Source organism: Streptosporangium brasiliense (assembly GCF_030811595.1).
GTDB lineage: Bacteria > Actinomycetota > Actinomycetes > Streptosporangiales > Streptosporangiaceae > Streptosporangium > Streptosporangium brasiliense.
Window position 1 is genome coordinate 2,636,479 of the sequence record NZ_JAUSRB010000002.1, and the last position, 21,089, is coordinate 2,657,567.

General features: G+C 72.2%; 16 protein-coding genes. 9 read left to right on the forward strand and 7 right to left on the reverse strand.

Annotated features, from left to right (window positions below; genetic code table 11):
- Window positions 1-91 precede the first annotated feature (91 nt).
- Window positions 92-1,375: an MFS transporter gene (locus tag J2S55_RS20940; RefSeq protein WP_306863616.1), complete on the reverse strand. Its 1,284-nt coding sequence runs from the start codon at window positions 1,373-1,375 to the stop codon at window positions 92-94.
- A gap of 402 nt (window positions 1,376-1,777) precedes the next feature.
- Between J2S55_RS20940 and J2S55_RS20945 the strand changes: the two genes are divergently transcribed.
- Together J2S55_RS20945 and J2S55_RS20950 are read left to right on the forward strand one after the other, a co-directional pair.
- Window positions 1,778-2,350 (forward strand): RNA polymerase sigma factor, encoded by a 573-nt coding sequence (locus tag J2S55_RS20945; RefSeq protein WP_306863618.1) that lies wholly within the window; start codon window positions 1,778-1,780, stop codon window positions 2,348-2,350.
- A complete protein-coding gene (locus J2S55_RS20950) occupies window positions 2,347-3,048 on the forward strand; it encodes a hypothetical protein (RefSeq protein WP_306863619.1) in 702 nt (233 codons plus the stop codon). Before J2S55_RS20945 ends, J2S55_RS20950 begins: the two co-directional genes overlap by 4 nt.
- A gap of 111 nt (window positions 3,049-3,159) precedes the next feature.
- Here J2S55_RS20950 and J2S55_RS20955 read toward each other — a convergent pair whose 3' ends face one another.
- From J2S55_RS20955 to J2S55_RS20965, 3 genes are all read right to left on the reverse strand, one after another.
- Window positions 3,160-4,455 carry an AI-2E family transporter gene (locus J2S55_RS20955; protein ID WP_306863621.1) on the reverse strand — a complete coding sequence of 432 codons (1,296 nt, stop codon included), beginning with the start codon at window positions 4,453-4,455 and terminating at the stop codon, window positions 3,160-3,162.
- 180 nt (window positions 4,456-4,635) lie between these two features.
- Complete coding sequence (locus J2S55_RS20960; RefSeq protein WP_306863623.1) at window positions 4,636-5,850, reverse strand: hypothetical protein; 1,215 nt, start codon at window positions 5,848-5,850, stop codon at window positions 4,636-4,638.
- 112 nt (window positions 5,851-5,962) lie between these two features.
- Complete coding sequence (locus tag J2S55_RS20965; RefSeq protein WP_370879687.1) at window positions 5,963-7,579, reverse strand: dolichyl-phosphate-mannose--protein mannosyltransferase; 1,617 nt, start codon at window positions 7,577-7,579, stop codon at window positions 5,963-5,965.
- A 130-nt stretch (window positions 7,580-7,709) separates the two neighbouring features.
- On the opposite strand from J2S55_RS20965, the gene rsmI reads away from it, so the two are divergent.
- Together rsmI and J2S55_RS20975 are read left to right on the forward strand one after the other, a co-directional pair.
- Window positions 7,710-8,549 (forward strand): 16S rRNA (cytidine(1402)-2'-O)-methyltransferase, encoded by an 840-nt coding sequence (rsmI, locus tag J2S55_RS20970; protein WP_306863625.1) that lies wholly within the window; start codon window positions 7,710-7,712, stop codon window positions 8,547-8,549.
- Between the two features lie 197 nt (window positions 8,550-8,746).
- A complete protein-coding gene (locus J2S55_RS20975; RefSeq protein ID WP_306863627.1) occupies window positions 8,747-10,306 on the forward strand; it encodes a dolichyl-phosphate-mannose--protein mannosyltransferase in 1,560 nt (519 codons plus the stop codon).
- On the opposite strand, the gene J2S55_RS20980 is transcribed toward J2S55_RS20975, so the two are convergent.
- Window positions 10,254-11,783: a hypothetical protein gene (locus J2S55_RS20980; RefSeq protein ID WP_306863630.1), complete on the reverse strand. Its 1,530-nt coding sequence runs from the start codon at window positions 11,781-11,783 to the stop codon at window positions 10,254-10,256. The genes J2S55_RS20975 and J2S55_RS20980 overlap by 53 nt on opposite strands.
- A 101-nt stretch (window positions 11,784-11,884) precedes the next feature.
- Here J2S55_RS20980 and J2S55_RS20985 point away from each other — a divergent pair, with 101 nt between their 5' ends.
- The 3 genes from J2S55_RS20985 (at window position 11,885) to J2S55_RS20995 (ending at window position 15,871) form a co-directional block, all read left to right on the forward strand.
- A complete protein-coding gene (locus J2S55_RS20985) occupies window positions 11,885-13,141 on the forward strand; it encodes a glycosyltransferase family 2 protein (protein WP_306863632.1) in 1,257 nt (418 codons plus the stop codon).
- A gap of 25 nt (window positions 13,142-13,166) precedes the next feature.
- A complete protein-coding gene (gene metG / locus J2S55_RS20990) occupies window positions 13,167-14,948 on the forward strand; it encodes a methionine--tRNA ligase (protein WP_306863634.1) in 1,782 nt (593 codons plus the stop codon).
- Between the two features lie 62 nt (window positions 14,949-15,010).
- Entirely contained in the window at window positions 15,011-15,871 is an 861-nt protein-coding gene (locus tag J2S55_RS20995) for a TatD family hydrolase (RefSeq protein ID WP_306863637.1), read from the forward strand.
- A 33-nt stretch (window positions 15,872-15,904) separates the two neighbouring features.
- Here J2S55_RS20995 and J2S55_RS21000 read toward each other — a convergent pair whose 3' ends face one another.
- Window positions 15,905-17,287: a hypothetical protein gene (locus J2S55_RS21000; RefSeq protein WP_306863640.1), complete on the reverse strand. Its 1,383-nt coding sequence runs from the start codon at window positions 17,285-17,287 to the stop codon at window positions 15,905-15,907.
- Complete coding sequence (locus J2S55_RS21005; protein WP_306863642.1) at window positions 17,284-18,924, reverse strand: serine/threonine-protein kinase; 1,641 nt, start codon at window positions 18,922-18,924, stop codon at window positions 17,284-17,286. Before J2S55_RS21005 ends, J2S55_RS21000 begins: the two co-directional genes overlap by 4 nt.
- Window positions 18,925-19,086: 162 nt before the next feature.
- Between J2S55_RS21005 and rsmA the strand changes: the two genes are divergently transcribed.
- Window positions 19,087-19,950, forward strand: a complete 864-nt coding sequence (gene rsmA, locus J2S55_RS21010) for a 16S rRNA (adenine(1518)-N(6)/adenine(1519)-N(6))-dimethyltransferase RsmA (protein ID WP_306863645.1) — start codon at window positions 19,087-19,089, stop codon at window positions 19,948-19,950.
- A 229-nt stretch (window positions 19,951-20,179) separates the two neighbouring features.
- Complete coding sequence (locus J2S55_RS21015; RefSeq protein WP_306863648.1) at window positions 20,180-21,082, forward strand: 4-(cytidine 5'-diphospho)-2-C-methyl-D-erythritol kinase; 903 nt, start codon at window positions 20,180-20,182, stop codon at window positions 21,080-21,082.
- Window positions 21,083-21,089 lie beyond the last annotated feature (7 nt).

Below are 21,089 nucleotides of genomic sequence, written 5' to 3' on the forward strand. Positions count from 1 at the left end.
GCTCGCCGTCCTTGCCGCGCACCGGCGAGACCGTCTCCAGCGCCGGACGGGGGGGCGAGCGCGGCTCACGGGGGACCCGGGTGCCGGGTCCTTATCCGGCGGCCGTCGTCTCCGGGACGGGGACGGCCGTGAGGCGCCGTACTCTCAGCAGCGGGACGGCGGCGGCGAGCGCGGCCACCGTGGCCAGGACCAGGCCGGGGAGCAGGGTCAGCGGCGTGGGTGAGGGACCGCCGAGCTCGGCGAGCCACTCGGCGGGCGCCTCCAGCAGCGTTCCCAGGCCGTCGGCCAGGGCGGTGAGCGCGAGCAGCAGGCCGCCCACCCGGCCGAGCAGCCGGTCGGGCATGATCGCCTGGCGGTGGCTGAGCAGGGCGATGGCGACGACGATCGTTCCGACCAACGGGACGGATCTTCCGATCAGGTGCCAGAGGTGCCCCCAGCCCGTGCCGGACAGCGCGAGCAGCAGCATGAACGGCTGGCTCACCAGCACGGCCGACCAGGCCAGCCGGAAGGCGCCGAGCCTCCGGTGCAGCAGCACGGCCAGCAGCGCCCCCAGGAAAGGCGCACTGTAGAGCGGCAGCATGACCGCCCACCAGATGAACTCGCCCCACGGCATGTGGCTCAGTGCCGCGTCCGTGGCCGCGCTCCGTGCCTCGTCCGTCACTTCGTCGGCGAGTTCCGCCGACAGTGCCGACACCACCAGATACAGGGTGATCGCCCGTAGCACCGGCTGCCTCACGGTGAAGCGGATCCCCTCCGCCATCTCCCGCCACAGCCCCGCCCGGGGCGGCGGTGGCTCCTCGACGGCGGCGACGCCGCGCCACAGCGACGCCGCCCCGGCCATCGTCACGCTGACGACGACCAGAAGCGCGAACTCGTCCCCGTCCAGTAAGGACAGCGCCGGCACCAGCGGGAGAAGGAGGAGCTGCGGCAGCACCGACAGCAGGGCGTTCGCCGGGACCAGGCGCTCACGCCCGACGACGGACGGCAGGTAGGCGTCCTGGCCCACCGATGCCACCGTCGCCAGGGCGGTCGTCGCCATGATCACCGCGGTGACGTGCGGACCGCCGGGCGTGCCCAGACCTTCGGCCACCGTGACGGAGGCCACCGCCACCGTCCCCAGCAGGGCCATCACCATCAGTACGGACCGGCGGCGCCGCGCCCGGTCGACCAGCACCCCGAGCGGCAGCCCCAGCAGGATGGGCGCGAGGGTCCCCGCGGCCCCGTTGAGGACGATCACGTCGCGAGGGTCCGTCGGCGGCTCCGGGCCGCTTCCCAGCAGGCTCGGCTCGGCGAACATGAAGGAGATGTGGAGAGCGGCGAAGGCGAGACCGAAGATCAGGAACCGCCGGGACCGTAACGGGCTGGGGGTGGTCATCCGGCCATCATTTCCATGATCGTTCGGCCATCGCAAACCATCGGGGAGATCGGCCGGACGCGGTCACGGGCGCGTCCGGAGCTCGGCGGTCATCGGTCCGTCCGCGTCCACCACCCGGTGACCGGCCGGCTCCGTCGGAGGTCCGGCACCCGGTGACCGGTCGGCTCCGTCGGCGATCCGGCACCCGGCGGTCATCGGCGCGCCCGCGTCCGCCACCCGGTGACCGGCCCGGCCCCGCCGGCGGTCCGGAGCCCGGCCGGACCGTGATCCACCGTGCCCGCTCCCGTGGTTGACACTCTCGTCCGGCCAGGCAACGATCCTTTTCGCCCGGCCATGTAACGCTCTGTCCACCTTCTTCCAAGCAGGGATGTATTCGGGAGGACGACGAAGGGAGCACGGCCGGTGCGCCTCAGACAGAAGGGGTCGGCGGAGATCTCCACCGACCCCGAGGCTTTCGAAGCCTTCTACCGGTGCCACGTCGAAGCGGTCACGCGATTCCTGGCCCGCCGGGTGGCCGACCCTCACACGGTCGCCGACCTGGTCGCGGAGGTGTTCATCGCGGTGCTCGACTCGGCGCACACCTACCGCCCCGGCCTGGGCAGTGAGATCGGCTGGTTGTACGGCGTGGCGCGCAACACCCTGTCCGCCGAATGGCGGCGGGCGGCGCGTGAACTGCGTATCGCCGGCCGGATCGGGGGACGCCGTCTCCTCGACGCCGACGACCTGTCGCGCATGGAGGAGCGTCTGGACGCGGAGAGCACGGCCCGGCGGGCCTTCGAGGCCATGGCCGGACTGCCCGAGAGCGAGCGCGCCGTCCTGGAACTGGTCGCCATCGACCAGCTCTCGGTGGCGGAGGCGGCCGCCGCGCTCGGAATCCGGCAGGGGACCGCCCGGGTCCGGCTGCACCGCGCCCGCCGGTCGCTGCGCCGCGTTCCCGGCGTCGTCCCGCCCACTGTCATGGAAGGACTCCGATGAACTTCGAGGAGAGACTGCTCATGGAGCTGAAGGCAGAGATCGGTGAGCGGAACGAGCGGGCGGCACGGGGACCCGCCCGTTCGAAGATGCGCCGCCGCCTGCTGGCGGGGGTCGCGGCCGCGGGCATCGCCGCCGCGGCGGTGGTGGCCGTGCCGCTGGTCACCGGGACGGAGAGCCCGGCGTACGCGCTGACCCAGAACCCGGACGGATCATTGACCTTGCAGATCAACGAGTTCCGGGACCCGGGCCAGGTCGAACGGGACCTGGCCGAGCTGGGCGTCAGGGCCGATGTCTCCTACGTCAAGCCGGGCAAGTGGTGCGCCCCCGACCGCGGGCGGATGGCGGGGCCGTCGTCGTCCGTCGACCTGGCGGACCTGAAGAGCAAGGACCCCAAGGTCAAGGCCAGGGCTTCGAAGCTGATGGAGGACTCGCCCTCCGAAAGGGCGTACGACCTGGTCCGCAACGGCGGGGTGAGGATCTACCCCAAGGAGATCAAGCCGGAGCAGACCGCAGTCATGATGTTCACCGAGAACGACGACCAGACTTCGGGCCCGGAGAAGCCCAGGGCGCTCTGGCAGTTCGGTTTCGTCCTCATCGACGGCCCGGTCAAGCCGTGCACGGTCGTCGACGACCCGTCCTGGAACGACATCGGAGACCCGGCGAAGAACCCCGAGGCGTTCCCGCCCCCGGGCAGCTGATCCACTGATCCACGGGAGGTACGGCGGGCGCCCGCCGTACCTCCCGTGGACCCTCCGGCCGGCATGTGCCAGTTGCCGCGTGCCGCGGCCGGAGGGGCGTCGGCGGCGGGGTCAGGCTCTCTCCTGCCGGGGCATGACGACCTCGCGGACGATGAGCAGGACCGCCGCGACCATGGGGATGCCCAGCAGGGCGCCGACCACGCCGAGCAGCGCGCCGCCGACCAGGGCCCCGACGATCGTGGCCAGCGGCGGGACGTCCACCGAACTCTTCATCACGCTCGGTGCGATCCAGTAGTTCTCGATCTGCTGGTAGACGGTGAAGAAGATCACGCAGATGATGCCGACGGTCGGTGAGACGAAGAACCCGACGAGGGAGGCGACCCCGGCCCCGATGAAGGCGCCGACCATCGGGATGAGGTCGGTCAGGGCCACGATGAGGGCCAGGGCCAGGGCGTAGGGGACCTCCATGATGACCAGGAAGAAGAAGGTCGTCACCCCGGCGATCAGCGAGATGATCAGGTTCCCGGCGACGTAGCCGCCGATGCTGTCGATGATCTGGTCGCCGAGCAGGCCGGCGCGGGTCCGGCGGGACCTCGGCACCAGGCGGTAGGCCATCTTCTTGAGCGAGTTCAGCGAGCCGAGGAAGTAGAGCGTCAGGACCAGGACCGTCAGCGCGTTGAAGACCGCCCCGATGAGAACCTGGCCGAAGCCGAGGACGCCGCCGAACATCTGGCTGCCGAAGTCGCCGCTCGTCACATACTGCTGGATCTTGTCCAGGAGCTGGAAGCGCTGGTCCAGGTCCCGGATCATCGGGTTGTTCTGCAGCTCCTGGACGTACTGCGGAAGCTTGGCCACGAAGTCGGTGGACTGTGTGGTGAGCGGGGGCACCACGGCCAGGCCGAAGGCGGCGAAGACGGCGATGACGCCGAGGAAGACCACGGTGATCGCGGCCAGGCGGGGGAGCCCGCGCCTGTGCAGGTTCTCCACGGCCGGGTTCAGGCCGATGGCGAGGAAGAGCGAGACGATGATGAGGATCAGCACCGAACTCGCGCTCATCACCGCCTGCACCAGCCACCAGGCGGTGAGCACGCCCAGCGCGGCGGTGAAGCCGAACACGAACGGGTTGTTGCGCATCGACCGCCCGGGCCGGCCGAAGGGGAGGTCGGCGGAGGCCGCGTCGGCGGCCGCCGACGGCCGCACGGGGCCGGCCGAGGTGAGGACCGGAGCGGCGGGGGTTCCGTGGGGGTGCACGGGGCCGGCCGAGGTGAGGACCGGTCCGTCCGGACCGGCGGCGGAGACCGCGGAGGCGGCCGGGGCGGTGGCGACGGCGGGGGCGGCCGGTACGGCGGTTGCCCCGCCGGCGGGGGCGGCCGGTTCGGCGCGGTCACTGGAGAGGGGCTCGGGCACGGACGGCCACTGCCCGAGATGAGACGGATTAGTCGCCTCTGGGCAGCGGCGGGACCCGGCCCAGTCCGGGGCGGAGACGGCTCCCGAGGGGCCGGTCCGCGCGTGGCGGGACGTCCGGGGACCCGACCCGCGGGACGTCCGGGGACCCGGCTCAGGGGGTGGCGGGGGCCACTTGGGGGCTCAGCTCATGTTGACGTACTGGCGGGGCCGCAGCGCGTGGCTCCGCAGCGCGGCCAGGGCGGCCGACCGGCCCGCCGGGGTGAGCTCGCCCGCCCGCCGGAGGCCGAAGGCGTCCAGGCGCCGCCCCAGGTCGGCCAGCGAGGCGTCCACCTCCGGGATCTGCCACTCCTCGCAGTCGACCACCGCCGCGACGCGGTCGCGGTCGGCGGGGGAGCCGTCGGCGAGCAGCATCAGCGCCACCTCCCGGGCCGACGCCCGGAACCCGGCCTCCCCGGGCTCCGGGGCCAGGAGGGCCGCCGCCGCGGCCTCCCAGAGCAGATCGCGGTCGCCGAGCAGGCTCTCCCCGGCCGGAGTGATCACCAGCCGTCTCCCGGCGCGCCGCAGCGCGCCCATCCGGCCCTGTGCCATCTCGCGGACCGCCGCCAGCTCCGCGCCGCTCCAGCCGCTCTCCGCGAGCACGGAGCGGGCCAGGTTGTGCCGCTGGGTCAGCGGGATGCCGCCCGGCCGGCGGCCCAGCTCCAGCAGCCACCGCAGCGCTTCGAGGTGCTCCCCGGCCGGAGCCGGGATCGGGGCGTGCAGGCGCACCTCGAAGGGCTGGGCCAGCTCGCGCCAGGCGGTGCCCCGGCCGAGCACCCAGCGGTTCAGCCGCTCTCCCTGGACCCGGTGGAGCCAGTTGTCCCCGCCGAGCTCGACGCGGGGCGTGGTCAGCCAGTGGCGGGTCAGCGCCTGCCGTTCGGGCGAGCCGGCGGTGAGCTCCCCGGAGACGATGGCCAGCTCCAGCGCGGCGGAGCAGGCGCCGTGCGCGCCCAGCTCCTCAGGGCCCATGATCGAGCTCCACCGCAGCTCGGGCACGTCGGGCGGGAGCACCCCGGTGGCGTCCAGGGCGCTCTGGTAGGCGGCCGTCCCGGCGTCCTCGCCGGAACGGGCGTAGGTGCGCAGGATCTGCGCCGTCGTGGTGGAGGAGCAGAGCGCGGCGTAACGTTCCAGGCCGCCCAGCCGGAGCAGGCTGCCCAGCGCGCGGGCGACGGCGGGGCGGTCTCCGCCGAGCTTGGTCGGCAGCGTGTACCACAGGAACTCGCACACGTTGAGCTCGGTGATGGTCTCCAACGGCTCACCGCCGGTCAGCCAGTCGATGGCACTGCGGGCGTGCTCGGCGTAGTCGGGCTCGGACCGCTCCAGCTCGGAGAGGAGCGCGGCCACGTCCGGTGCAGGCATGCTCCGAAGTCTGCCGTATGCGGGCCTGCCCTGACGATGAACGTGACGTAATGGATCGTGCACGTCGCCTACCCTAAGGAATCAGCTCTAAGCAGCTCATATGTGCGGACGGTCAGATCCAGCCCTTCTTAAACAACATGCGCGAATGCCACTCCGCGTATGAGATGACCTCGGCGGTGAGCACCGGGTAGAGCCAGGCGAAGTTGACCAGCGCGAAGAGCGTGAAGGCGCCCACGATCGAGGCGCCGACGACGCGCCGCCGCGGCGCGACGTCCGCCGGGCCGATGAGCAGCCCGGCGGCGAGCACGATCGCGAGGATCATGAACGGGACCATGGGGATCGCGTAGAACAGGAACATGGTCCGGTTGTCGGCGATGGCCCAGTAGAACCAGGGCAGCCAGCCGACGGCGTAGGCCAGCAGCACCGCTCCGGCGCGCCAGTCGCGGGTGGCGACGTACCAGGCGATCATCGTGATGAGCGCGGCCAGCCCGCCGTACCAGATGACCGGGGTGCCGACCCCGAGCACCGCCTGCGAGCAGCTCTCCGCTCCGCACCCGCTCTTGGGGGTCTCGTAGAAGAAGGCCACCGGGCGCAGCAGCAGCGGCCAGCTCCAGGGTTCGGACTGGTAGCTGTGCGGGGTCGCCAGGCCGGTGTGGAAGCCGAGGACCTGGAAGTGGTAGTTGAGCCACGACCGGATCGAGTCGAAGACGAAGTACGCCGGCCCCTGGGAGGTCGCCTGGGCCCAGTTGCGCCCCCAGCCCAGCGGGGAGGCGAACCAGCCGGTCCACGAGGCCATGTAGGTGAGCGCCGGGACCAGCGCCATGGCCAGGAGCGCGGTGGGCAGGTCCTTGCCGAACATCCCGCCGTAGGGCCTGCGCAGTCCGACGGCGCGGCGGGCGCCGGCGTCCCAGACGAGGGACATCACGGCGAAGGCGATCAGGAAGAAGATCCCTGACCACTTGACCGCGCAGGCCGCTCCCAGGCAGAGTCCGGCGGCGATCCGCCAGGGCCGTGCGCCCAGCCACGGGCCGTGCTCGCTGAGTGGTGAGGATTCGTACCAGTCGGCCAGCCGGCCGCGTGCCCGGTCGCGGTCGACCACCAGGCAGGCGAACCCGGCCAGCACGAAGAACATCAGGAAGATGTCCAGCAGCGCGGTCCGCGACAGGACGAAGTGGAGTCCCTCGATGGACAGCAGCAGGCCGGCCAGGCAGCCCAGCACCGTGGAGCGGGTCATCCGGCGGGCGGTCCTGGCCAGGATCAGGATCGACACCACGCCGATCAGGGCCCCGGCGAACCGCCAGCCGAACGGGGTCATGCCGAAGATTTGCTCGCCGACGCCGATCATCCACTTGCCCAGCGGTGGATGGACCACGTAGGAGGCGCACTTGTCGATCTCGGCCGGCGCGCACTGCTGCCAGATCTCCGTGCTGTTCTGCATCAGGAGCTTGTCGGCGTCCTTGACGGCGTTCCGCTCGGCGCCGAAGTTGATCAGCGCCCACGCGTCCTTGGCGTAGTACGTCTCGTCGAACATGACCGCGTGCGGGCGCCCCAGGTCGACGAAGCGCAGGACCGCCCCGAACGCGGCCACCAGCAGCGGGCCGAGCCAGCCCCACAGGGCGCCGCCGCGCATCGGCGGCACCAGCCGGTCGCGCACGGAATCCGCCGAGCCGCCACCCGGCTGGGGCTCCGGCTGCTTGGGCGCCTGGTTGGTGAAGTCGGTCACGGCCACCCGGACATCGTACGGGCCCCTCCAGCCGGGGAACCCGGGAAACACCGCCTACATGCCTAATTAGGGAACTTCTCCCCCTCCTGAAAACCCCACCTGGGATGGGATCTCACCGGGAATGGGGGAGGATGGCATGGTGATGGACAACGGCAGGCTGGTGCTGGCGGGAGCTCCGATCGGGCAGGTGGGTGACGCCTCGCCCCGGCTGCGGGAGGCGTTGGAGGCCGCCGACGTGGTCGCGGCCGAAGACACCCGCCGCCTGCGCCGCCTGGCCGGTGAGCTGGGCGCGGAGATCAGGGGCAGGATCGTCTCCTACTACGACGCCAACGAGACCGGCCGGGCGGCCGAGCTCCTGCAGGCCCTCCAGGAGGGCCGGACCGTCCTGGTCATCACCGACGCGGGCATGCCCGGCGTCTCCGACCCCGGCTACCGCCTGACCAGCCTGGCCGTCGAGGCCGGGATCACGGTCACCTCGCTGCCCGGCCCGTCGGCGGTCACCACCGCGCTGGCCGTCTCCGGCCTGCCCAGTGACCGCTTCTGCTTCGAGGGCTTCCTGCCGCGCAAGCCCGGCGAGCGCGCGCGCAGGCTGGACGGCCTGGCGCGGGAGGAGCGCACGATGGTGTTCTTCGAGGCGCCGCACCGGCTGGCGGCCGGGCTGGGGGCGATGGCCGAGACGTTCGGCGCCGACCGTCCCGCGGCGGTCTGCCGGGAGCTCACCAAGACCTACGAGGAAGTACGGCGGGGCGGCCTGGGAGAGCTGGCCGAGTGGGCGGCCAAGGGCGTCAAGGGGGAGATCACCGTGGTCGTCGCCGGGCACGTCCCGGAGGACCTGCCACCGGTCATCGAGGACCTGGTCGCCGAGGTCGTCCGCCGCGAGGAGACGGGGGTGCCCAGGAAGCAGGCGATCGTCGACGTCGCCAAGGCGGCGGGGATCCCCAAGCGGGAGCTCTACGACGCGGTCCACCGCGGCTGACGCGTTCCGGCGCCGCGCGGGCGGTCCCGAGAGCGACCCCGCGAGGGCCGTCCTGAGAGCGGTCCCGCGAGGGCCGTCCCGCGAGGGCGCTCCGCCCGGCTCCGGAGGGGGCTCCGCGGTGGTGTCTCAGGGTGCGGAATGCTAAATGATCGCTATTACTCCATCACCAAAGATGATTTATCACCATAATCCTGAAAATGGGATCAACGCGGGACCGGCTGTCGCCGCCCATGCCGGGGAACGTCCTGTGGGGCTGGCTCGGCCCGCTGCTGGTGGCCGCGTTCGGGGCGGTCCTGCGCTTCACCGGCCTGGGGCGCCCGCACGCGGTCATGTTCGACGAGACGTACTACGTCAAGCACGCGTTCGCGCTGATCACCTACGGTGTGGAGCGGGCCTCGCTCGGCACGATCGAGGACCCGGTCGCCGACCGGATGCTCATCGCCGGCGACACCGACATCTGGGTCAGGTGCACCCCTCCTGACGTCGACCCCTGCCCGCTGTACGTGGCCCATCCGCCGCTGGGCAAGTGGATGATCGGCGTCGGTGAGCAAATCTTCGGCATGACCCCGTTCGGCTGGCGGTTCGCCGCCGCCCTGATCGGCACGCTCTCGATCCTGATCATGGCGAGGGTGGCCCGCCGGATGACCCGCTCCACGGTGCTGGGCTGCCTGGCCGGCCTGCTGCTCGCGCTGGACGGGCTCCATTTCGTCCTGTCGCGGACCGCGCTGCTGGACATCTTCCTGATGTTCTTCGTGCTGGCCGGGTTCGCCTGCCTGGTGGTCGACCGCGACCGGGCACGCGGCCGGCTGGCCGACTGGTACGAATCCTCACCACTCAGCGAGCACGGCCCGTGGCTGGGCGCACGGCCCTGGCGGATCGCCGCCGGACTCTGCCTGGGAGCGGCCTGCGCGGTCAAGTGGTCAGGGATCTTCTTCCTGATCGCCTTCGCCGTGATGTCCCTCGTCTGGGACGCCGGCGCCCGCCGCGCCGTCGGACTGCGCAGGCCGTACGGCGGGATGTTCGGCAAGGACCTGCCCACCGCGCTCCTGGCCATGGCGCTGGTACCGGCGCTCACCTACATGGCCTCGTGGACCGGCTGGTTCGCCTCCCCGCTGGGCTGGGGGCGCAACTGGGCCCAGGCGACCTCCCAGGGGCCGGCGTACTTCGTCTTCGACTCGATCCGGTCGTGGTTCAGCTACCATTTCCAGGTCCTCGGCTTCCACACCGGCCTGGCGACCCCGCACAGCTACCAGTCCGAACCCTGGAGCTGGCCGCTGCTGCTGCGCCCGGTGGCGTTCTTCTGGGAGACGCCGGGCGGCTGCGGAACCGAGACCTGCGCCCAGGAGGTGCTCGGGGTCGGCACCCCGGTCATCTGGTACGGCGGGCTGGCCGCGCTCATCACGATGATCGCCTGGTACGTCGCCACCCGCGACTGGCGCGCCGGAGCGGTGCTGCTGGCCTACGCCGTCGGCTGGCTGCCCTGGTTCTACTGGGCCATCGCCGACAACCGGACCATGTATCTGTTCTACGCGATCCCCATGGTCCCGTTCATGATCCTCGCACTGACCCTGGCCGCCGGACTGGTCATCGGGAAGGCGGAGGCCGCGCCCAACCGCAGGGCGGTCGGGGCCGCGTTCGCCGGGGCCTTCATGATCCTCGCGCTGGTCAACTTCGCCTGGCTCCACCCCGTGCTCGTCGCCGAGATCATTCCGCACTCGCAGTGGTGGGCGCGGATCCTGCTTTCGCGGTGGGTCTAGCGAACCCCCGGCGCAGGGAGATCGCGGCGGCGAGGCAGGCCAGCGGCACCGCAGGCAGCAGGTAGCGGTAGTCGAACTCGGCGGTCGCGGCCGGGGCCAGGATCAGGCCGAAGGCGGCCAGCCACGGCAGCAGCACCGGTCCGCCCAGGGTGCGCCAGCGCACCGCCACCCCGGCCAGGCCGATCAGGAGCAGGACGCCGACGACGATGCCGGGCAGCCTGACCGTCCGCTGGTAGGCCTGCATGAAGGAGGCCCAGGGGTCGTGGAGCTGGGTGCCGATCACGCTCTGCCGGCCGCGGATCTCCGCCGTCGGCAGGCCCGGATCGTATCTGCGTGCGTCGCCGTCGGTGGTGCCCTTGTAGGACGACCAGGCGGGCAGCACCTTGTCCTCGAAGGAGAACTCGTACTGCTGGAAGGTCGCGTAGTCGGGGAAGCGCGGCCGGCCCCAGTGGAAGGCGCGGAAGAAGTCGACGGCCACCTTGGCGAGGTAGTCGCCCGGCTGGGACATGATGGCCCGCCTGGCGAACTTCCCGGCGGTCTGGTTCATCTGCGGGGTGAACGTGCTGCCCGTCCCGAAGGCGTGGAAGCGCTGGCCGCCCCTGGCCCACCACAGGTAGTTCTGGCCGGAGAAGCTGCGCTCGCTCGGCGGGGCGGTGATGCACAGCAGCGCCAGCTCCAGCTCCTTGCGGGGGTCGACCCCCATCTTCGTGCAGTCGGCGAACAGCGCGGTGCGCATGTAGAGGATCGCGCCGTCGCTGTTGGTCATGGCGTAGTTGCCGTGCGCGGAGGCGAACCAGCCCATGTAGCCGAGCACCGGGACCGCGCACGCGGTCACCATGGCCGCGATCGGCTTCCACCCGGTGCGCTTGATCAGCATGTAGACGCAGACCAGGGCGAGGATCGGCAGTCCGATCGACCGGGTCAGCGCGGTGAGGGCGAGCAGCAGGCCGATGACCGCGCCGAGCCGCCAGGACACCTTCCGGTGCCAGAGCACCAGCGTGATGACGCCCATGACCAGCAGCATGAACATCGTGTCGGACATGATCAGGTGTTCGAGCTGGATCTGGTAGGCGTCGAACAGCACCGGCACGGCGGCCAGCGTCGCCCCCCAGCCGGGCAGCCCGAACCTCCTGCGCAGCAGCGCGTAGACCAGCACCGCGATGGACAGGCCCATCAGGTGCTGGGTGAAGGCGACCAGACCGAAACTGTGGAAGGGACGCAGCAGTAGCAGCCAGAAGGAGTAACCGTTCGGGCGCAGGGCACTGGGGCGTTCGGGGTTGACCGCCCCCGACACGTATTCGAAGGAGTCGTTGAACCACAGGGCCGGGCCGTACCCGAGCATGGTGACCACACGCAGCACGAACGCCAGTGCGAGCGCGGCCACGAAGAGGCGATGGCGGCGTAGGAAAGCCCGCAGGCGCGCGCTCCAGTCAGCTGGAGGCACCTCCAGACGTGCTCGTTCTGCGACGGTCACCATGCATTACAGGATGCCAGTCGTTTCGCGGAGTTGACCCGCGCAGTAGAGGTTAGAGGGCATCATGATGAGATTGGCCTGTGCCGTAAATGAAGGGTTGAGACGTGGAACTGACCGTGGTGATGCCTTGTTTGAATGAGGCGGAGACCGTGGAGACCTGCGTACGCAAGGCACTGGCCTGCATGCGGGAACACGGGATCGACGGAGAAGTGCTGATCGCCGACAACGGCAGCACCGACGGCTCGCAGCAGCTCGCGCGGGACGCCGGGGCCCGGGTGGTGCACGTCGACGCCAAGGGTTACGGAAACGCCCTCATGGGCGGCATCCGGGCGGCCCGGGGCAGATACGTCATCATGGGCGATGCCGACGACTCCTACGACTTCACCGCGCTGCTGCCGTTCGTCGAGCAGCTGCGCGACGGGGCCGACCTGGTGATGGGCAACCGGTTCAAGGGCGGCATCGCGCCGGGCGCCATGCCCCCGCTCCACCGCTACCTCGGCAACCCGGTGCTGTCCTTCATCGGCCGCCTGTTCTTCCCCAGCGCGATCGGTGACTTCCACTGCGGCCTGCGCGGCTTCCGGCGCGACTCCATCCTCAAGCTCGGCCTGCAGACCGGCGGCATGGAGTTCGCCAGCGAGATGGTGGTGCGCTCGACGCTGTCCGGGCTGGACGTGCGCGAGGTGGCCACCACGCTGTCGCCCGACGGCCGCTCCCGCCCGCCGCACCTGCGCTCCTGGCGCGACGGCTGGCGCCACCTGCGCTTCCTCATGCTCTACAGCCCGCGCTGGCTGTTCCTCATCCCGGGCATGGTCCTGATGACCATCGGCCTGGTCGCGGGCGCCGCCCTGACCTTCGGCCCGGTATACATCGGCAAGCTCGCCTTCGACGTCGACACCCTGGTCGGCGCCTCCGCCGCGATGGTGATCGGCTTCCAGGCGGTGCTGTTCGCGGTGTTCACCAAGGTCTACGCGGCCGAGGAGGGCTTCCTGCCCGAAGACAGGCGGGTGCGCAAGCTCGTCGACATCGTGACCCTGGAGAAGGGCCTGGTCGTCGGCGGCCTGCTGGCCCTGGCCGGTCTGGGCGGCCTGGTCGCCTCGCTGGTCCACTGGCAGACGCGCAGCTTCGGCACGCTGATCCCCTCCGAGTCGCTGCGCCTGGTCGTGCCCTCGGCCACCGCGCTGATCATGAGCTTCCAGACCATCTTCGCGGCGCTGTTCGTCAGCATCCTCGGCATCCGCCGGACCAAGGAGACGCTCGTCGACGTGGCCGCCTCCGCGGCCGAGGAGGCCGCCGAGGCCGTGACCCGGGAGAGCGCCGAGGAGGCGGCCGAGGCCGTATCCCGGGAGAGCACCAAGGCCTGAGCCCGCGTCCCTTAGGCTTGGCATCATGTCCCAGCACATCCTGACCGCGGTCGCGTGGCCCTACGCCAACGGCCCCCGCCACATCGGGCACGTCTCCGGATTCGGCGTGCCGTCCGACATCTTCAGCCGCTACCAGCGGATGGTGGGGAACAAGGTCCTGATGGTCAGCGGGACCGACGAGCACGGCACCCCCATCCAGGTGCAGGCCGACAAGGAGGGCGTCAGCGCCCGGGAGCTCGCCGACCGCTACAACAGGGTGATCGTCGAGGACCTCCGGGCGCTGGGTCTGTCCTACGACCTGTTCACCCGGACCACGACCGGCAACCACTACGCCGTGGTCCAGGAGATCTTCAAGGGCCTCCACGCCAACGGCTACATCTTCCCCAAGACCACGATGGGGGCGATCTCGCCCTCCACCGGCCGCACCCTCCCCGACCGCTACATCGAGGGCACCTGCCCGATCTGCCACTACGACGGCGCCCGCGGCGACCAGTGCGACAACTGCGGCAACCAGCTCGACCCGATCCAGCTCATCAACCCGGTCAGCAAGATCAACGGTGAGACGCCGATCTTCGTCGAGACCGAGCACTTCATGCTCGACCTGCCGGCCTTCGCCGAGGTGCTCGGCTCCTGGCTGCAGTCCAAGCAGGGCGACTGGCGGCCCAACGTGCTGAAGTTCGCCCTCAACCTCCTGGGCGACCTGCAGCCCCGGGCGATCAGCCGCGACCTCGACTGGGGCGTGCCGATCCCGCTGGAGGGCTGGAGCGAGCAGGCCAACAAGCGGCTCTACGTCTGGTTCGACGCCGTCATCGGCTATCTCAGCGCCTCCATCGAGTGGGCCCGCCGCTCCGGCGCCCCGGACGCCTGGCGGCAGTGGTGGCAGAACCCCGAGGCCCGTGGTTACTACTTCATGGGCAAGGACAACATCGTCTTCCACGCCGAGATCTGGCCGGCGATCCTGCTCGGCTACAACGGCCAGGGGGCCCGCGACGGCGCCCCCGGCTCGCTCGGCGCGCTGAGCCTGCCGTCGGAGGTCGTCTCCAGCGAGTTCCTGACCATGGAGGGGCGCAAGTTCTCCTCCTCCCGCCAGGTCGTCATCTACGTGCGCGACTTCCTGGCCCGCTACGACGCCGACGCGCTGCGCTACTACATCGCGGTGGCCGGCCCGGAGAACCAGGACACCGACTTCACCTGGTCGGAGTTCCTCAACCGCAACAACGGCGAGCTGGTGGCGGCCTGGGGCAACCTGGTCAACCGCTCGATCTCGATGGCCGCCAAGAACTTCGGCGTCATCCCCGAGGCGGGCGACCTCACCGACGCCGACCGCGCGATGCTGGAGCGGAGCCGGTCGGCCTTCCCGAAGGTCGGCGCCGAGCTTGAGCGCTCCCGGTTCAAGAACGGGATCACCGAGGCGTTCGACGTCATCCGCGAGGCCAACAAATATCTGGCCGAGCAGGAGCCGTGGAAGATCAAGGACAACCCCGAGCGGGTCAAGTCCATCCTCCACGTGGCCCTGCAGGTCGTCGACGACGCCAAGACCATGCTCACCCCCTTCCTCCCCAACTCCTCCAACAAGGTCTACGAGATGCTCGGCGGCACCGGCCTGTGGTCGGGCATGCCGGAGATCGAGGAGGTCGACGAGGAGGGCGGCCGCACCTACCCGATCATCACCGGCTCCTACGAGGGCGCCGCGCGCTGGGAGTCCACCCCGATCCGGGCCGGCATCCCGCTCGCCCCGCCGACCCCGCTGTTCCCCAAGCTCGACCCCAAGATCGTCGATGAGGAGCTCGCCCGCCTGAGCGGGTGAGACGGGCCGCCCAGGCCCGCGCCCGGCGCGGGCCTGGGCGGCACCTCGATAGGTTGGACGGTGTGAGCACGACGAAGCTTCCCGCCGCCCCCGAGCCCCTGGCCACCGAGGTGTTCGACAGCCACTGCCACCTGGACATCATGGTGGGCAACCGCCAGGCGTCCTCCGGAGACCCCGTCGCCCAGGCCGCTCAGGCGGCCCGGGCGAGCGTCGAGGGGATCCTGCGGGAGGCCCGCGCGGTCGGCGTGACCCGGCTCGTCACGATCGGCTACGACCTGCCGTCCTCCCGCTGGAACGCCGAGACCGCGGGGCTCCACGACGGCGTCTACGCCGGGGTGGCGATCCACCCCAACGAGGCGCACGCCTCGACGCCGGAGACCCTCGCCGAGATCGAGGAGCTCGCCCGCCTCCCGCACGTCAGGGCGGTGGGGGAGACCGGGCTCGACTACTACCGCGACTGGGCCTCCAAGGACGACCAGCACGCCAGCTTCCGGGCCCACATCGAGATCGCCAAGCGGACCGGCAAGGCCCTGGTGATCCACGACCGCGAGGCCCACGACGACGTGCTGCGCGTGCTGGCCGAGCAGGGCGCCCCGGACGTCGTGGTCTTCCACAGCTTCTCCGGCGACGCCGAGATGGCCCGGCAGTGCGTCGAGGCCGGTTACTTCATGTCCTTCTCCGGGCCGGTCACCTACAAGAACGCCGCCTACCTCCGCGAGGCCGCGGCGGTCGCGCCCAAGGAGCTGATGCTCGTCGAGACGGACGCGCCCTACCTCCCGCCGACGCCGCACCGGGGCAAGCCCAACGCGCCCTATCTCATCCCCCTCACGCTCCGCTGCCTGGCCGAGGTCAAGGGGATGGGCGCGGACGAGCTGGCCGCGGCCGTCAACGCCAACGGGGAGACCGTCTTCGGCCGCTGGTGACCGCACCCGCCCGTCCCGGCGGGCGGCGGGCGGTCAGCCCACCGCCGCGCCGAAGTCGGCAGAGCCGCCGCCGGCGACGCCGGGCACCTCGCCGGTCCCCGGCGAGAGCGGGATCCCGGTGGCGTCGTTGCGGCCCAGCAGCGTCACCGCCCCCGCGGCGCCCCGGTCCGGCGCGCCGACTACCAGGCGGTTCCCGCTGAACCCCACCGACCAGCCGGAGCGGTCGCCCGGCCCGCCCCGCCCGACCAGCCGGGCCCGCCCCGGCTCCCGCACCGGCGTCAGCCATACGCCGCCCCGCTGGTCCGGCCCGTCGAACGGGACGCCGACGGCCAGCCGGGCGCCCGCCTCCCCGGTGAAGGCCAGCGAGAAGCCGTATCCCTCGCCCGCGGCGCCCTCCGCCCCCTGGTCGAAGGCGCCCGCGGCGGTGATCTCCGCGGTGCTGGACGCCTGGAAGAGCCGGACCAGCCCGGAGTCCTTCACCCGGCCGCCGTCGCCGAGCGGCGCGCTCACCGCCAGGTAGGCCACGTCGCCCTCCTCGGCGTAGGCCATCGCGTAGCCGAACCGGTCGCCCGCGCCGGCGTCGGTGAGCTCGTGGAGGCTCCATCCCCGGCCGGCGTACGTCTCCCGGGAGCCGCGCACGTCGTAGATCACGGAGATCGCCCCCGAGTCGGGCGTGCCCACGCCGTCCTGCCGCCCCGGCCCGTCGTCGTTCTCGTACGGCGCGCCGACCGCGAGGTCCGGCTCGCCGGGTGCGCCGCCCAGCCTGCCGACCGCCACGGACCAGCCGAACAGGTCGCCGGTCTCGCCGTTGCCGGAGACACCCCCGGTGTCCTGGGAGATCCGCCTGCCCCTGCCGAGCGCGCCGGCCTCGAACAGGTACGCCGCCCCGGCGTCGGTCACCCCGCCGACGTCCTCGTACGGCGCGCCGACCGCCACCACGCCTCCGCCGGAGGCCAGGGACCAGCCGAAGTGGGCGTCGGCCTCCGGTCCGGGGGCGACCACGCGGACCGCCGCCCGCTCCGCCCCGCCGTACACGGCGTAGACCGCGCCCGCGTCGGCCCGTCCCGACACGTCGGCGTACGGCGCGCCGATCAGCAGGTCCGCGCACCGGTCGGCGTCGAGGTGGGTCAGCTTCACCGACCATCCGAAGCCGTCGCCCGCGGCGGGTACGGGGGCGCTCACGGCCCTGCCGCCCGTGCCCCGCCCGAACAGCACGTGCACGCTGCCGGCGCCGTCGACCCCGCCGGGGGCGGCGAACGGGTCGCCGGCCACCGTGTCGTCGGTGCCGTCGCCGTCGAAGTCGCTCGCGCCCGCCCCGGAGCAGTCGGCGGCGGAGACCGCGGGGACGGTGACCGCGGAGGCGGCGGGCAGCAGCGGGAGCGCGGCCGCGAGCAGCAGGGACGCCAGGATTCTCATGACAGCCTCACCTCGATCTCCGTCCCGCCCTCGATCACCCGGCCGGTCAGCTTCAGCGGCCTGCGGACCGGGGGCAGGTCGTAGACGAGCACGCCGTCCACCCTGCCGCCGGGGGCCAGAGCGGCCGGCAGGCCGGTCGAGACCGGCTCGGGGCTGTGGACCGCCCCGCGGTCGTCCAGCAGGGTGAGGGGGGCGCGGCTGAGCGGCGCCGCCCTGCCGGTGGCGTTGAGCAGGGTCCACCGGAGCACGCAGAACCGGCCGCGGGCCGGGACGGCGCCCCGGTAGCCGGTCAGGCCGCACTGCGGGGCCCGCGGGATGATCAGTTGCGGGTCCTCGATGAGGGAGCCGGTGGCGATCCGCCTGCCCACGTCGGTGGCGCCGGTCGGGGCGACGCTCTCCCCCCGCGGCCCCTGCGTGGCCCTGTCGCCGGCGTTGACCAGCACGAGGGCCGTGACCGCCAGGGCCGCCGCCACGGCCGGTACGGCGAGCAGCAGGCGCCGTCGCGAGGGTCTCCCGGCGGGAGCCGCACCGGGCGGCGCGGGAGCCGTACCCGGCGGGACGGGCCGCGTCCCGGGTGCGGCGGCCGCGGCCCGGGACGGCGAGGCCGAGGGGGCGTCCGTGCCCGGGACGGCCAGGGGCCGGGTGGAGTCGGGCTCCACGTCGGCGGGAGGCTCCCACGACCGGTTCAGCATGTCGGTGGCGAGGGTGGGCGGGTCCGCCGGGGCGGGGTCCGCCGTGGCCGGTGCCGCGATCCCGCCGCCGACCAGGGCGATCAGCAGATCCTGGGCGGTGGGCCGCTGATAGGGGTCCATCGCGGTGGCCCGGCGGACCAGGTCGTCGAGCGGCGCGGGCAGCGCGCCCAGGTCGGGCGGGCTGTTCAGCAGCCGGGTGGCCATGGTGATCAGGTCGCCCCGGCCGTAGGGGTGGCGCCCGTTGCCCGCGTAGGCGACCAGGCACCCCCAGGCGAAGATGTCGGCCGCCGGGGTGATCTCCAGGCCGCGCACCTGCTCGGGGGCCCACCAGCCGGGGCTGCCGAGGACCTCGCCCGACTGAGTGAAGCCCTGGGTGGAGTCCAGCGCCCGGGCGATGCCGAAGTCGATCACGCGGGGCCCGGACATCGACAGGATCACGTTGGCGGGTTTGAGGTCGCGGTGGACCAGCCCGGCGACGTGGATGGCGGCCAGCGCGGCGGCGACCCCGAGGGCCACGCCGTGCAGGGGGCCGGGTTCGAGCGCACCGTGCAGCGCGATCTGGCGGGACAGCGGCGTGCCGGCGATGTATTCGGTGACCATGTACGGACGGCCGTCCTCGGCGTTGCCGTTGTCGAGCACCTGGGCGGTGCAGAAGGAGGCCACCCGCCGGGCGTTGCGCACCTCCGCGTGGAACCGAGCGGCGAACCCGTCCTCGACCGCGAACTCGGCCTTGACCATCTTGAGCGCCACCGGCCGGCCGGTGGGGGCCAGCGCGAGGTAGACGGTGCCCATGCCTCCCTCGCCGAGGCGGCCGAGCAGCCGGTAGTCCCTGACCTGCTCGGGATCGCCGGGGCGCAGCCCCTCGGCGCCGGCCTGGCTCACGTCCTCACCACGGGGCGGATCCCCTTCCTCGCCGACGATCCCCCGTGTGGCAACGTTATCCATAACGGAACCTCTCGTGTCCATCACGCGTCATCGCAGTCTGTTCGATGCGCGAAACTTGTCGGATGACGTGGGGAGTGCAGCCGTGAGCGAACGCAGCGGACGAACGGACATCAACAGCGGCCCGGTGGACGCAGGCGTCGTCCCTCCGGGCGGGGCACCAGCATGAGCCTTCTCGGTCCGGTGGAAATACGTAATTTGGCGGAGAAGCTGGATATCCGGCCGACGAAGAAGCTCGGCCAGAACTTCGTGATCGACGGCGGCACGGTCCGCCGGATCGTCCGGGTCGCCGGGCTGCGGCCCGACGACGTGGTCATCGAGGTCGGCCCCGGCCTGGGCTCGCTCACCCTCGCGCTGCTCCCCGAGGTCCGCCACGTGGTGGCGGTGGAGATCGACCCGGTCCTGGCCGCCCAGCTCCCGCTGACCGTCGCCGAGCGCGCCCCGGAGTCCGCCGGGCGCCTCACCGTCGTGCTGGCCGACGCCCTGCGGGTCCAGCCCGGCGACCTGCCGGAGGACGGGCCGACCGCGCTGGTGGCCAACCTGCCCTACAACGTCTCCGTCCCGGTGGTGCTGCACCTGCTGGAGACCCTGCCGTCCCTGCGCAGCATCCTGGTCATGGTCCAGTCCGAGGTCGCCGACCGGCTGGCCGCCGTGCCCGGCTCCAAGATCTACGGCATCCCCTCGGTCAAGGCGGCCTGGTACGCCGACGTCCGCCGGGCCGGGCCCGTCGGCCGCACGGTCTTCTGGCCGGTCCCCAACGTCGACTCCGGCCTCGTCGCGATGGCGCGCCGCGAGCCCCCGGCGACCAAGGCCACCCGCGAGGAGGTCTTCGCCGTCGTGGACGCCGCCTTCGCCCAGCGCCGCAAGACCCTGCGCGCCGCGCTGGCCTCCTGGGCCGGTACGGCCGCCGCCGCGGAGCGGGCGCTCCGGGCCGCGGGGATCGACCCCGCGCAGCGGGGCGAGCAGCTCACCGTCGAGGATTTCGCGCGGATCGCCGAGCACCGCGCGGAGGCGGAGGCGGCCGGCTGAGGGACCCACGGAGGGGATCCGTGCCGGACGCCCGTGGAGAGGCCCGTGCCGGACGCCCGTGGGGGAGATCCGTGGCGGACGCCCGTGGAGAGGCCCGTGCCGGACGCCCGTGGAGGGGCCTGTGCCGGACGCCCGCGGCGGGGGCCCGCCGAGGGGGTCTGCGCGGGGTGGCTGGACACCCCGTTACGATCGGGACCGTGACGAGCAAGCGAGCGCCGATGAGGGACGCATGAACTCCGTGACCGTCCGTGTGCCCGCCAAGGTCAACCTGCAGTTGGCGGTCGGGCCGCTGCGCGACGACGGCTACCACGACCTGGTGAACGTCTTCCACGCCGTCTCGATCTTCGACGAGGTGACGGCCACGGCGGAGACCGGGATGAGCGTCCGGGTCGAGGGCGAGTCCGCCGACCAGGTGCCCGAGGACGACGACAACCTCGCCATCCAGGCCGCCCTCGCGCTGGCCAGGCACGCGGGCCGCTCCTACGGGGTGAACCTGGTCATCCGCAAGGCGATCCCGGTGGCGGGCGGCATGGCCGGCGGCAGCGCCGACGCCGCCGCCGCGCTGGTCGCCTGCAACGAGCTGTGGGGCCTGGGCCTGCCGATCGAGGACCTCCTGGAGATCGCCGCCGACCTCGGCAGCGACGTCCCGTTCGCGCTGCTCGGCGGGACGGCCGTCGGCACCGGCAGGGGAGAGCGGCTCACCCCGCTGGAGGTCGGGGGCACCTTCCACTGGGTGTTCGCCCTGGCCGACGGCGGCCTGTCCACGGCCAGGGTCTACGCCGAGTGCGATCGCCTGCGCGAGGCGACCGGTGAGAAGGTCGCCTGGCCCCAGGCCGCCGACCCGCTGCTGGCCGCGCTCCGCCGGGGCGACGCCAAGGCCCTCGGCGCCGAGCTGGCCAACGACCTGCAGCCCGCCGCCGTGATGCTCCGCCGATCGCTGGCCCGCACCCTGGAGGCCGGCCGCGAGCACGGCGCCCTCGGCGACCTCGTCTCCGGTTCCGGCCCCACCTGCGCCTTCCTGGCCGATTCCGAGGCCCACGCCGAGCAGCTGGCCCTGTCCCTGAGGGCCGCGGGCGTGGCCCGCGACGTCATCACCGCCTACGGTCCCGTCCCCGGTCCGACGGTGGTATAGGCCGGGA